The 12,743-nt window shown below is 61.8% G+C and carries 9 protein-coding genes and 1 pseudogene; 5 read left to right on the forward strand and 5 right to left on the reverse strand.

Going from position 1 to position 12,743, the window contains the following annotated elements; genetic code table 11:
- Window positions 1-47: 47 nt before the first annotated feature.
- The 3 genes from ACY4LX_RS23490 (at window position 48) to codA (ending at window position 3,692) form a co-directional block, all read left to right on the forward strand.
- The gene (locus ACY4LX_RS23490) at window positions 48-860 is read left to right on the forward strand and encodes an alpha/beta fold hydrolase (RefSeq protein ID WP_463257984.1); all 813 of its coding nucleotides are present in this window, start codon (window positions 48-50) and stop codon (window positions 858-860) included.
- Window positions 861-1,162: 302 nt separating this feature from the next.
- Window positions 1,163-2,434 (forward strand): cytosine permease, encoded by a 1,272-nt coding sequence (gene codB, locus ACY4LX_RS23495; protein WP_463257985.1) that lies wholly within the window; start codon window positions 1,163-1,165, stop codon window positions 2,432-2,434.
- Between the two features lie 13 nt (window positions 2,435-2,447).
- Window positions 2,448-3,692, forward strand: a complete 1,245-nt coding sequence (gene codA / locus ACY4LX_RS23500; RefSeq protein WP_149661325.1) for a cytosine deaminase — start codon at window positions 2,448-2,450, stop codon at window positions 3,690-3,692.
- A gap of 103 nt (window positions 3,693-3,795) precedes the next feature.
- Here codA and ACY4LX_RS23505 read toward each other — a convergent pair whose 3' ends face one another.
- Both ACY4LX_RS23505 and ACY4LX_RS23510 read right to left on the reverse strand, forming a co-directional pair.
- Window positions 3,796-4,788: a diaminopimelate epimerase gene (locus ACY4LX_RS23505; protein WP_463257986.1), complete on the reverse strand. Its 993-nt coding sequence runs from the start codon at window positions 4,786-4,788 to the stop codon at window positions 3,796-3,798.
- A 45-nt stretch (window positions 4,789-4,833) separates the two neighbouring features.
- A complete protein-coding gene (locus tag ACY4LX_RS23510; RefSeq protein WP_149661331.1) occupies window positions 4,834-5,613 on the reverse strand; it encodes an AraC family transcriptional regulator in 780 nt (259 codons plus the stop codon).
- Between the two features lie 92 nt (window positions 5,614-5,705).
- Between ACY4LX_RS23510 and ACY4LX_RS23515 the strand changes: the two genes are divergently transcribed.
- Entirely contained in the window at window positions 5,706-5,957 is a 252-nt protein-coding gene (locus ACY4LX_RS23515; protein ID WP_463257987.1) for a hypothetical protein, read from the forward strand.
- 137 nt (window positions 5,958-6,094) lie between these two features.
- Entirely contained in the window at window positions 6,095-7,246 is a 1,152-nt protein-coding gene (locus ACY4LX_RS23520; protein ID WP_463257988.1) for an MFS transporter, read from the forward strand.
- A 98-nt stretch (window positions 7,247-7,344) separates the two neighbouring features.
- Here ACY4LX_RS23520 and ACY4LX_RS23525 read toward each other — a convergent pair.
- The 3 genes and pseudogenes from ACY4LX_RS23525 to ACY4LX_RS23535 all read right to left on the reverse strand — a co-directional run.
- A pseudogene (locus tag ACY4LX_RS23525) lies at window positions 7,345-7,533 on the reverse strand (hypothetical protein); the annotation flags it as partial.
- Between the two features lie 34 nt (window positions 7,534-7,567).
- Window positions 7,568-7,945, reverse strand: a complete 378-nt coding sequence (locus ACY4LX_RS23530) for a c-type cytochrome (protein ID WP_463257989.1) — start codon at window positions 7,943-7,945, stop codon at window positions 7,568-7,570.
- Window positions 7,946-8,198: 253 nt separating this feature from the next.
- Window positions 8,199-12,698, reverse strand: coding sequence for a hemagglutinin repeat-containing protein (locus ACY4LX_RS23535; protein WP_463260640.1), 4,500 nt, complete (start codon window positions 12,696-12,698; stop codon window positions 8,199-8,201).
- Window positions 12,699-12,743: the final 45 nt, after the last annotated feature.

A 12,743-nucleotide genomic window follows, 5' to 3' on the forward strand; every position in this document is an offset into this window, starting at 1 on the left:
TTTATGCCTATGCTTTTTGGCTCCCATCTGCCAAGAGGCCCCCCCCGATGACTGACTGGCCGCTGCCCCAGACCTATCGCTTCAATGGGCATTCCGTACGCTTTGCCGTACGCGGTGACGGCCCGCCGTTGGTGTTCGTGCATGGCACGCCATTTTCTTCCTGCGTGTGGCATCGGATCGCGCCGCATTTCATCGCCACCCATCGCGTGCATTACTTCGATCTGCTGGGGTACGGGCAGTCCGCGCAACCCGACGGCGACGTGTCCCTGGGTGTACAAAACGAACTGCTGACGCAATTGCTCGAGCACTGGGGCCTGGACAGCCCGGATGTGGTGGCCCACGACTTCGGCGGTGCCACCGCCCTGCGCGCGCATCTGCTCAACGGCAAAAACTACCGCAGCCTGACCCTGATCGACCCGGTGGCGCTCACGCCCTGGGGCTCGCCGTTCGTGCAGCACGTGCGCCAGCATGAGGCGGCGTTCAGCGGTTTACCCGATTACATCCAGCGCGTGATTGTGCCTGCCTATATTCGCGGGGCGATCCAGCGCGAAATCCCCGACTCTGAGCTGGCGCCGTATGTGCAGCCGTGGCTCGGTGATGTGGGGCAAGCGGCGTTCTATCGGCAGATCGCGCAGATGGACGAGCGCTACACCCTTGAGGCCGAAGGGCTGTACCCGACCATTCGTTGCCCGGTGCAGATCCTGTGGGGGGAAGATGATCAGTGGATTCCCATCGAACGCGGGCGGGCCTTGCATGGAATGATTCCAGGGTCACGGTTTCAGGCAGTTCCGAATGCAGGGCATTTGGTGCAGGAGGATGCGCCGGAAGCGATCGTCGCGGCGTTGCTGAGGTTTATTTAAAGATCAAAAGATTTGATCGTTCCCACGCTCTGCGTGGGAATGCCTCAAGGGACGCTCCGCGTTCCAGCTCTCGATTTGGGACGCGGAGCGTCCCGGGCTGCATTCCCACGCAGAGCGTGGGAACGATCAAAGACAGGTTTTGTGTCTGCCTCATTACGGTGTCGAGCTTCACGACTTCGCACTGCTTTCGTACTCCCTTCCCGCCCCCGCTCCGGCGCTGGTCTATAAATAACCCCACCACCCGCACCTGGCACGACCACTGCAACCCTCCTCCGCGTCTCTCACTCAGCAAGGAACGCCCCATGACGCAGAACGCCCCCGGTAACGATTACCCCCTCAGCGAAGTCCCGATGCACGCCCGCAAAGGCCTGGCCTCCACGGCCATGGTGTTGCTGGGTTTCACTTTCTTTACCGCAACCATGTTTGCCGGCGGCAAGCTCGGGGTGGCGTTCAGTTTTGGCGAGATGATGGCGGTGATCATCGTCGGCAATCTGCTGCTGGGGATTTACGCCGCTGGGCTGGGCTACATCGCGTTCAAGAGCGGCCTCAACTCGGTGTTGATGGGGCGGTTCTGTTTCGGTGAAGTGGGCAGCAAGCTCAGTGACCTGATCCTCGGTTTCACCCAGATCGGCTGGTACGCCTGGGGCACGGCCACAGCGGCGGTGGTGTTGGGCAAGTATTTCGAGCTGGACGACGGCACGGTGCTCGGGCTGATGGTGTTGTTCGGCCTGGTGTTTTGCGCGACGGCGTATGTCGGTTATCGCGGGCTGGAGATTCTGTCGTACATCGCGGTGCCGGCGATGATGTTGCTGTTGATGCTGTCGATGTGGGTCGCCACGGTGAAGGTCGGCGGACTCGACGGCTTGTTGGCCGTGGTACCGAGCGGCACGCTGGATTGGTCGACCGCGATTACGTTGGTGTTCGGCACCTTCGTCAGCGGCGCGACCCAGGCGACTAACTGGACGCGCTTCTCGCGCTCGGCGCGGGTGGCGGTGTTGGCGAGCCTGATCGGTTTTTTCATCGGCAATGGCCTGATGGTGCTAATCGGCGCCTACGGAGCCATCGTCTATCAGCAGCCGGACGTGGTCGAAGTGCTGCTGTTGCAAGGTTTCGCCATGGCGGCGATGGCGATGTTGCTGCTCAATATCTGGAGCACCCAGGACAACACCATCTACAACTTCGCCGTCGCCGGGTGCAACCTGCTGCGTACCGGGCGCCGCAAAACCGTGACCCTGGCCGGCGCGGTGATCGGCACGCTGCTGGCAACGTTGGGTATGTACGACATGCTGGTGCCCTACCTGATCCTGCTGGGCACAGTGATTCCGCCGATCGGCGGGGTGATCATGGCGGACTTTTTCTTCCGATATCGCGGTCAATATCCTCGTCTGGCCGACGCTCGCCTGCCGGCCTTCAACTGGTCCGGCCTGAGTGCATACGCGGTCGGCACGGTCGCCGCCTTCAGCTCGCCGTGGGTCGCGCCGCTGGTAGGCATCGCTGCTGCCGCGCTAACGTATGTGATATTGACCGGCGTGCTGGGTGTCCGCACTGCCGATGCAGCACTACAAGATCTCTAAAAGGATTCGCCTGATGCACATCATCAACGCCCGCCTGCGCAACCAAGAAGGCCTGCATGAGTTGCACCTGGAAAACGGCCTGATCGGCAACATCGCCCGGCAGACCGAAGCTCCGACCCTGGGTCCCGACGACCTCGACGCCGGCGGCAACCTGGTGGTGCCGCCCTTCGTCGAGCCGCACATTCACCTCGACGCCACCCTCACCGCCGGCGAGCCGCGCTGGAACATGAGCGGCACGCTGTTCGAAGGCATCGAATGCTGGGGCGAACGCAAGGCCACCATCACCCTCGAAGACACCAAGACTCGCGCCAAAAAAACCATCCAGACCCTGGCCGCCCACGGCATCCAGCATGTGCGCACCCACGTCGACGTCACCGACCCGACCCTGACCGCGCTCAAGGCGATGCTCGAAGTGCGCGAGGAAAGCCGGCACCTGATCGACCTGCAAATCGTCGCGTTCCCCCAGGAAGGCATCGAGTCCTACCGCAACGGCCGCGAGCTGATGGAGGAAGCGATTCGCATGGGCGCCGATGTGGTCGGCGGCATTCCGCACTTCGAATACACCCGCGATCAAGGCGTCAGCTCGGTGAAGTTTCTGATGGACCTGGCCGAACGCACCGGTTGCCTGGTGGACGTGCATTGCGACGAAACCGACGACCCGCACTCACGCTTCCTCGAAGTCCTGGCCGAAGAAGCCCGCAGCCGCGACATGGGTTCGCGCGTCACGGCCAGCCACACCACGGCCATGGGCTCTTACGACAATGCGTATTGCGCCAAACTGTTCCGCCTGCTCGGGCATTCCGGCATCAGCTTCGTCTCCTGCCCCACCGAAAGCATTCACCTGCAAGGCCGCTTCGACAACTTCCCGAAACGCCGCGGCGTCACCCGGGTCAACGAGTTGCTCGAAGCGGGCATGAACGTGTGTTTTGGCCAGGACTCGATCGTCGACCCGTGGTACCCACTGGGCAACGGCAACATCCTGCGCGTCCTCGAAGCCGGTCTGCACATCTGCCACATGCTGGGTTATCGCAACCTGCAAAGTGCACTGGATTTGGTGACGGACAACAGCGCCAAAGCCATGGCCCTAGGGGATCGCTACGGACTGGAGCGCGGGCGGCCGGCGAACTTGCTGATCCTGTCGGCGGACAGCGATTACGAAGTGATTCGCAGCCAGGGCTTGCCGCTGTATTCGATTCGCGGCGGTGAGGTGTTGATGAAGCGGCAGATGCCGGTGGTGGAGTGGCCGCAACAGGTCTGAATGTTCGCTGACTGGGCGGGCCTCTTCGCGGGCAAGCCTCGCTACTACGGGGATCACGCTGTACTTGTAGGAGCGAGGCTTGCCCGCGAAGGCGATCTTGAACTCACCCCATCAACCGCGCCGCACCGAACAAACTCACCCGACTCAATTCACCGCCCTGCTCTTTCAACAAAATCGGCGCTGTGCCGCCGGGCATGACCACCTTCACCTCGCCCGCCTTCACCCAACCCACTCGCCACGCCGCGCACGCCACCGCACTGGCGCTGGTGCCTGATGATGCGGTCGGCCCTTCCCCGCGTTCGAACACTCGGGCCACGATTTGTCCTTCGGATTCAAGCACCGCCCATTGCAGATTCACCCCCGCCGCACAGGGGTGCCCGGTGCCGGTCGGCGTGGCGTAGGCGATGCGGGTCAGTCCTTCGGATAACGCCGGTTCGCGCATTTTCGCGTTGCTCGGCAGTGCTTCGGCTTCAGCGACCAAGGTCACGCAATGGGGATTGCCGATCCGCACAAACTGGCTGCGCGCCCAGGCTGGATTGAGCGCCGACAATGGCTGCACATGGTTAAGGTCGCGCCCGTTCAACGTCACGCTTTCAACCCCTTGGGCGCCCACCGCTTGCGGCCCGAACGAGGGTTTGCCGAGGTCGAGCCAAAACCCGTGAACGCCATCGATCTCGGCAGGTTTCACCGACGTTTCTACCGGCGAAACAGCATCGTTTTTGTCGTGATGAACCCGCAGCACGCAGGCCTCTTCACTCGGCAGCAACCCTTGCTCACTGAGCGACTGAGAGAAAATCGTCAAGCCGTTGCCACTGCGCTCGGCGAGGGTGCCGTCGGTGTTGACGATCAGCAGGTCAAAGGGCGGTGCTGCTTGAAACGGGCCGATCAGCAGGCCGTCGCAGCGATGGTCCTTGCTGCCGGGCGGCTGTGTGCCGGGCGCCCAGCCGCAGAACGCCTCGATGGCCGATAACGCCCAATGCTCGCGGGTTTGTGCGGCACGGCTGGCCTGTCCGGGTAGATCGATACCGCTGTGACGCACCGCGTCAGGCGTTACAACCGCGTAGATATTGCCCCGGGCATCGTAAAACGGCGTCATGGATCGGTCCTGAAGTCAGCGTGAAAAGTGCCTGTACTGTAGGCGTCAAAGCCCGTCGATGAAATACCGCCCCGGCGTCACCCCAAACGTACGGCGAAACATCGCAATAAACGCGCTGACATTGTCATATCCCAACTCCAGCGCAACTGTCGTCACCGCCGCCCCTGCCGCCAGCAACTCCAGCGCCCGCAACAACCGCGCGCGCTGGCGCCATTGGCTGAAGGTGAAGCCAGTTTCGCTGACGAAGCGTCGGGCCAGGGTTCGTGCCGATAATCCGCCCCACTGCGCCCATTGTTCCAGTGAGCGGTTGTCGGCCAGGTCGTCGACCAGTGCCTGGGTGATCCTCAGCAGTCGCGGGTCGTGGGGCAGCGGCAGGCCAAACGGTTCGGCGGGTGAGACGGCGATTTCGTCGAGGATGAGTTGGCCGATCCGTTCCTGGCGTTGATCCCGTACGCCCTCATCCCACGTCGCGGCGCGGTCCACGGCTTCGCGCAGCAATCCCGAAGTGGCGATGATGCAAGGTTGCTGCGGTAACCCGAAGCAGTCAGGCGCCGCCACATAAACGCTCCAGCCATGGAACGGACCATGGGAGTGCAAGCCGTGCAGGCAGCCCGGCGGAATCCACACCGCATGGGTGGCCGGCACCACCCAATGATGATCCGCCGCATCCACCGACAACAAACCACGCCGCGCGCCGAGCAATTGGCCACGGGCATGTTGGTGCAAGGCGCTTTGGCGTTCGACCGGGCTGTCCAGCGTGACGGCAATCACCCGCGCAGCGGTCGAGGACTGCGCCAGTTCGGTGGAGATCAGCGGTTTAACCATTGGCAGTTTCACGTTATCGAATGACCTGGATGACGCAGTTTAGCCAGGTTCAACACTTTAGGCTGAACACTCACTCAACAGGAGTCACCGATATGCGCGCCGAAGACCTGCTTCCCGACGATCTCGACCAAGGCCAATTCAACGGCACCACGGTGCGCAAAGGCACGGTCGGGGCGTTTCTGATCAATGCGCGAATGCTCGCCAATCCACAGGCCACCGATGAACAGCAGTGCCAGGCCAGGCAGGACATCGTCGAGGCTTTGCCCGCGCTAAAAGCGCTGGGATTGTTCGAAATCCTGCAAGTGCGCGACGAACACCTGCGCCGATTGTGCGAGGGCCAGTGACACCCGCACTCGCGATGGAGGGCCGGGCTGTGCAAGGATGTCGCCCTGCCTGACCGCGAACCGCTGCGGACGCTGATCGAACCTGACCGGTAAGTCACTGTCCCTTGGGTACGCGACGTTTTTTGCCAAGGATCGATATGACCAACCTCAACACGCAAGCCGCCTTTGTTCCCGGACGCCTGGAACAGATGTCCACCCGCATCGCCTTTTTCATCGCCGGTTTCGGCATCGCCGCGTGGGCGCCGTTGGTGCCGTATGCCAAGGCGCGGGCCGGGCTGGATGAAGGGACCCTCGGTTTGCTGCTGTTGTGCCTGGGGGTGGGGTCGATTATTGCGATGCCGGTGGCGGGGATTCTGGCCACGCGGTTTGGCTGTCGCCGGGTGGTCAGTGCCGGGGTGTTGCTGATCTGCGCGGCGCTGCCCATGTTGGCGACGGTGTCGTCGATTCCGGCGTTGATCGCGGCGCTGTTCATGTTTGGCGCGGGGCTGGGCACGGTGGATTCGACGGTCAACCTGCAAGCGGTGATCGTCGAGCGGGCCAGCGGCAAGACCATGATGTCGGGCTTCCACGGCTTGTTCAGCCTCGGCGGGATCGTCGGTGCGGCGGGTGTCAGCGCTTTGCTCGGCCTGGGGTTTTCGCCGCTTGGCGCGACGCTGGTGGTCGTCGTGATGCTGATCGTGGCCTTGCTCAAAGCCGTACCGCATCTCTTGCCTTATGGCAGTGAAAGTTCCGGCCCGGCGTTCGCCGTGCCCCATGGCATCGTGCTGTTTATCGGCATGATGTGTTTCATCGTGTTCCTCACCGAAGGCGCGGTACTCGACTGGAGCGCGGTATTCCTGGCGTCCGAGCGCGGGATCGATACGGCGTATGCCGGGCTCGGTTATGCGGCGTTTGCACTGACCATGACCGCCGGGCGTTTGACCGGGGATGCAATTGTGCGGCGCCTGGGCGCGACGAAGGTGATGGTCTTTGGCGGGCTGACGGCCGCTGTGGGCCTGGCGCTGGCGACGTTTGCACCGACCTGGGAGGCGGCGCTGGTGGGCTATGCGCTGGTGGGCGCTGGGTGTTCGAACATCGTGCCGGTGCTGTACACGGCGGTGGGCAAACAGACCGTCATGCCGGAAAGCATCGCCGTGCCAGCCATCACCACCCTCGGTTACGCAGGGATTCTCGCCGGGCCTGCGCTGATCGGGTTTATCGCCCATGGCAGCAGTTTGAGTTTTGCGTTTGGGTTGATGGCGGTGTTGCTGGTGGCGGTGGCGATTGGTGGGAAGGTGCTGAAGGTTTGAATTGTGGCGAGGGGGCTTGCCCCGTTGGGTCGCGCAGCGGCCCTGAAATTACGACTGCTTCGCAGCCGAACGGGGGCAAGCCCCCTCACCACAGGGAACTAGGACCCGACGCTGGCCTGCGCAAAGAATGTGCGCGGCGCACCCACGTATATGCCCGAATTGTTGTCGCTGGAACGGGTGAAGTACGGGTAATCGAACACGTTCTTCACCCCGGCGCCCGGCGAGTGCTGCTTGGACTGGGCGACACCGTCGATGTTGTAGGCCCAGCGATCGACGTCGTAACGCAGGGGGTCGATGCCGGTGCTCGTCTCTCATCTCAGATCATCGTTTTTGCGAAATCAAACCACTCATGTATTCATGTAAATCGCGCAGATCATTAACGCTCCAGGCGTGCGGCGGTATCTTTACCCCATTCTCCCGCAACGTTTTTGGAATCAAGTTTCCATTGGGGCGGAGTATTACCGAGGACACAATAACGCCCGGATAATCATTTAGCCGTTTCTTGAAAACGGAGGTTGTAAGATCAGGTGTTGGTGGGTTGCTTTTATTAGCCAATGGCCCTGTCCCCTTGATATCTGCGCCATGGCACACGGAACATCTCTGTAAATAGAGATTCTTCCCATTGAGATTATCTGCAAAGGATTGTGATGCTTGAACAAGTAATAAAACTCCCAGTAAAACAATGAAGTTTATTTTCATTTCCATATGACCTTGTTGGATAAATCAGATCTGAATCAAGGGCAAACCCCAGAAGTGCCACTCTTTCGCATTTGCTTCTGGATAAGTCAATATTCAAAAAATCAAATTGACAAGGCCTTCACTGGAAGAGACTTCGTAACGGCGAACCGCGCCCTCGCGTTATTTCTAAGTAACCTGATTGTGGGCGCAGGAAAAGCTCGACCCACCGAACCAGGTGAGCCGAGCTTGAGCGTCGCCGCAGGCGATGTGGTGCTTAGATATTTTCCTCGTCAATCCCGGCCTGTAGCGACTGGCTGTCGTAATGACCGCCGATTGTCACGGGGCCGAGTTTGACGCTGTGTTCACCCACAAGCGAAACCTCGGGTGTGCTGCCCTCGGCTTTCGGTTTCTCCGGCAGATCGAGACCGGCCGTTACGCCGTAGTCGCGATTGCTCAGGTCGGTGGAACTGACTTTCGAGCCCCCCAGATCGACCCGGCCTTCTGTCGAAGCAATCCGTGCACCGGTCAGCTGCGTGGCGCCACCGACGTTGAGGTTAACGCCTTGCGTGCCACTGATACCGGAAGCCTGACTGACACTGTCTTTATGCTCGTAACCGCCGTCGATCTTCAGTGTTGGCTTGTAGTCAGTCCCGCCCTTGGCAACGTTTTCCTTCTCCGCAGGCGCTGCTTTCTTGCCAGTCACGCCCAGATCGATATCCACCTTGGCGCGGGTCTGGCTGTCCTGACGACTTTCCACGCTCAAGTCACCGCCAACCTTGCCACTGACCTTCGCCGCATCAATCCGCGCGCCGGCCAGATGCACATCCCCAGCGCTGTTCAATGCCACGCTGTCAGCCTTGATCAGGCTGTTCTGCTGAGTGGTGCCTTGCAAGTAATCAATGCCAACCTTGGCCCCGGCATTGAAGCCGTGATCACTCGTGGCGACGTTCTTTTCATCCACGACCGTCGGTGTGCTGTTGCTCAGGTTACCGCCGGCATTGAGCGCGAGATTCCAGTTAGTACGGTTCTGCGTGGACTGCGCCGACTCCTGATGGATCCCGCCCTTCTGCGCATCAAGGCTCACGCTCGGGGCGCTGACCTGGGTGCCTTGCAGATGGATCGCATCGCCACTGAGGGCGATCTTGTCCTGGCTGTTGAGCTGGCCACCGGTCAAAGTCCGGGTGTTTTCGTTGACCCGGCCGATGTTGAAATTGGCGCTGAGGTTGCCGCCCTGATCAGCACTTTTCTCCGTGCTGGTTTTGCTGCCACCGGCCTTCAGCCCGCCGCCAAGATTGCTGCCTGTGGCGGTATGGGTGTCGGTCGCCGCTTGCAGGTCGAGTTTGCCACCGGCCTTCAGGTCGATGGCACCCACGGTGTCGACCTTTGTCCCTTGCAGGACTTGATCGCCGCCGCTGCTCAACAGCACCGGGCCCTTGCCCTGAATGCTCGCCACCTGAGCCTGGCTGTCCTGAGTCTGCTTGCCAGTGTGATCAAGCTGGAAGCCCGCACCCAGATCGACATTGGTGCCGTTGGTGCCGGGCGCCGTACCGACATTCAGCGAGCCGTTTCCACGCAGGCTGGAGGTGTCGCTGCTCTGCCGGTCGTTGGCCTGGTTCAACGCCAGCTCACCGCCAGTCTTGATCGAAACACCGCCCTGCCCGCCATCGAAATGGCTGCCTTCGAACTGACCGTTCCCACGCAGGTTGATGTTCACCCCTTCGCTGCCGGCATAGCCGCCGACCACAGCGGTGGAGCTGTCCTTGCGGGTCTGGCTGCTGCCGCCCGCGCCGCTGGCGGCCACGTTCACGTCCTCACTGGTCTTGGTGTAGACCCGCACATCAGCCTTGGCGTCCAGCGCCTGATCACTGCTGCTGTGAGTGTTGCTTGCGGCGTTCGCCACCAAGGAATCGGCGCTGATGTTCACCTTGCCCGCGCTCGCCTGGTACTGCGTGCCTTGGTCCTGCAACGTGCCGTCGACCTTCACGTCCACGGTGCCGCCCTTGAACTGGCTGACCACGGCGTTGGTGTTCTGCTCGGTGTGGCTGGCCTCCTGATGACCGATGGCGACGTCGATGCCGAGATTCGGCTGCCCAAGATTGGCCAGTGCATTCTTGTCCGGCACCTTGGCGTTGAGCACGTCTTTGATCACGCCAGCAATCGGTCGGGCGATGTCTTTGTATTCGACATTGGCGCCGATATCGGCGGACCAGTTGCTCTCTGTATGCATGCTGCTGTCGGTGTTGCTCGCAGCCCGATTATCGACCTCGACCGTCGCGACATTCAGCCCTTTGCCGGCATCGACGCGTGCGCCCTCGGTGGTGAGTTTGCCGGTATTGATGTTGAGGTTGCCGCTGCTCTGTACACCGGTGGTTTGCGCCGTGGTTTTACCGGTGGTGTCTTGCGACGTGGTGTGGGCGAAGTCGATGCCACTGCCCGCACGATCGAGGCCACCGGTGTAGTAAAAGCCGCCGCCGGTGCTGGTTTTATCGGTCGTAGTTTTGTGGCTGTCCTGCTCGGCCAGCAGCGAGACGTTTTTGCCGGTCAGGGTTGTGTCGCCATGAGTGGCTTTGACCTCGGCGCCTTTGAGCGTCAGGTCACCGCCCGCCGCCAGTTGCACCGTGGCGCCGCTGAGGCTGGAGCCCTGCTGATTCACATCGTTGCGGGTCACGGTTTGCTGCTTGTCCTCGTAATGCACACCGGCGCGGTACTGGCCGGCGTCCGGGGCATTTTCCCTGGCATAGGCGTCGAAGCCACGGGTCTGGGTGGTCTTGCTGGTCTCACTGGTGTTCTGGGTGGAATGCACTGTCACATTCCCCGCCGCTTCTGCGCTCAGGGTGCCGTCAGCCTTGACCGTGGCGCCGGCCACTTCGATGTCCTTGGCGCTCTTGAGCTTGAGGTTGCTGTCCGAGGTCAGTTCACTGCGCACCGTGGTGCTGTCCTTCGTGTTCTGCCGGGATTCGTCCTTGGTGATGCCGAAGAACTTGCTGTCCTTGTCGTGGCTGTTGGCGTGGGAGGTGTCCTGCACGCCATCGATGACCAGCGAACCCTTGTCGCTGATCACACTGGCCTCGGTGCCGCCGCGCACCTGGCTGCCGCTGATGCGCACGTCGTCGGCCTTGACGATCAGTTTGCCGGCGGCATTGACCTTGCTGCCCTGATTCTGCGTCTTGCCCTGATCGGCGTCGCCGGTCTTGCCGAAGAAACCGCCACCGACCAGATCGCCGGAATAACGGTTGTCACTCGTGCGCTGGGTGCGGCTGGCGCTGGTGATCTCGACCTGTTTGCCAGCGAGGTTAATGTCGCCCTTGCTGGTCAACGCCGCGCCTTCGGAACGCAGCAACGCCGCCGAGGCCAGGGCGATATTGCCGCCCTTCAACTGGCTGGTGACACTGCGTTGCTCTTCGCTGCTGCTGTTCCAGTCGGCTTTCCACAGGTGTTTGCGGTGGTTGCCCTGGTCGGTTGTGGTGTGGCTTTCAGTGGCGGCGTTCAGGCGCAGATCGCCGCCGCTCTGGACGCTCAGATTGTTCGCCGCTTCAACCTTGGCGGCTTTGAGTTCGGTGTCGCCACCGGACGACAACACTGCGTCGCGACTGGCGAGAACCTGGCTGCCATGTTGACGCGAATCGCTGTCAGTCTGGGTCCGATCGTAGGTTTCCCAGGTGATGCCGATGGTGCTGTTGTTCCAGTTTTCGCGGGTCTGCTGTAGCTTGCGGCTTTCGACGGTGCTCAGGGTCAGGTTGCGTTTGGCGTCGAGCTTGACGTCGCGGCCGCTGACGTCGGCAGCGGCCAGGGTCAAGTCCTTGCCGCTGTGCAGGGCGACATCGCCCTGGCTGCTGCGCACGCCGGCACGCACCACGTCGAGGCTGTCCGGAACCGCTTGGCCACTGATGCTCAGGTCACCGGCAGAACGAATCTGCACGCCGTCGCGACCCGCCACTTGCACCGGGCCGACCCGCACACCCGCGCCTTCGGCGGTGCTGACGATGTTGATGCGCCCGGCCTGCATGGCGCCAAACAGGCTGGCGTCGATGCGTTGGTCGGTGGTGTTGCCGGCCGGGTCCACGGTATTCACCTGGCCGCTGGCGTAATCCACCTGATTGCGCCCCACCGTGAGATTGAGTTGATCACGGGCCGTAAGGCTGCCCTGGCTGTCGATGCGCGGAGCGATCAGGTTGATCGAGCCTTCGCGGTTTTGCAGGCCCGCGCCTTGTATCTGCAACTGTCCCGTGGCGTCGCGGGTGCTCAGGGCTTGCAGCTTGCCGTCGTTCAACTCGGGGCGACCGACCACCAGATTGGCGTTCGGCGTGTTGATGAAGCTGCCGCCATTCACCGAAATACCGTTGGGGTTGGCCAACACGTAATCGGCGGACTTGCCGAAGATTTCCTGGGCGCCATTGAGGGTCGAGGCGTTGCGGCTGATCACTTCGTTGAGGATCACGCTCGCGGCCTGGCCCTGGAGTTGCGGGTTGGCCGCCAGTTGCCCGGCGAGTTGGGATTGCCCGGCCTGCAAGGCGTTGTTCAACACCAGGCCCTGGCGGTCGACGTTGTAGTCGAGAAACTGGTTATGCGACAGGCCCGAACCATTGGGCGCAACGATATTGACGATGGGCACGCCACCCTGGGTTTGCAGTTGCGCGGTGCCGCCGGGACCTGGCGCGACCACCACGCCACCGGCGAGGGCACTCGGCAGGTGGGCAATCAGGAACAGGCTGGCAATCGCCCAGCGCAGTTTGCCCCGAGGGGACAGATGGAACGCAAATGTCTGTGCAGGCATAAAAACCTCTCGATAAAAGTGCGGCATCACGTGACGCGCCGAGTT

The organism is Pseudomonas sp. Emmai, from assembly GCF_055179735.1.

Coding starts and splice junctions, on each gene's coding strand:
- ACY4LX_RS23490 (WP_463257984.1), top strand. CDS start 48: ATGACTGACTGGCCGCTGCCCCAGACCTATCGCTTCAATGGGCATTCC.
- codB (WP_463257985.1), top strand. CDS start 1,163: ATGACGCAGAACGCCCCCGGTAACGATTACCCCCTCAGCGAAGTCCCG.
- codA (WP_149661325.1), top strand. CDS start 2,448: ATGCACATCATCAACGCCCGCCTGCGCAACCAAGAAGGCCTGCATGAG.
- ACY4LX_RS23505 (WP_463257986.1), bottom strand. CDS start 4,788: ATGACGCCGTTTTACGATGCCCGGGGCAATATCTACGCGGTTGTAACG.
- ACY4LX_RS23510 (WP_149661331.1), bottom strand. CDS start 5,613: ATGGTTAAACCGCTGATCTCCACCGAACTGGCGCAGTCCTCGACCGCT.
- ACY4LX_RS23515 (WP_463257987.1), top strand. CDS start 5,706: ATGCGCGCCGAAGACCTGCTTCCCGACGATCTCGACCAAGGCCAATTC.
- ACY4LX_RS23520 (WP_463257988.1), top strand. CDS start 6,095: ATGACCAACCTCAACACGCAAGCCGCCTTTGTTCCCGGACGCCTGGAA.
- ACY4LX_RS23530 (WP_463257989.1), bottom strand. CDS start 7,945: ATGAAAATAAACTTCATTGTTTTACTGGGAGTTTTATTACTTGTTCAA.
- ACY4LX_RS23535 (WP_463260640.1), bottom strand. CDS start 12,698: ATGCCTGCACAGACATTTGCGTTCCATCTGTCCCCTCGGGGCAAACTG.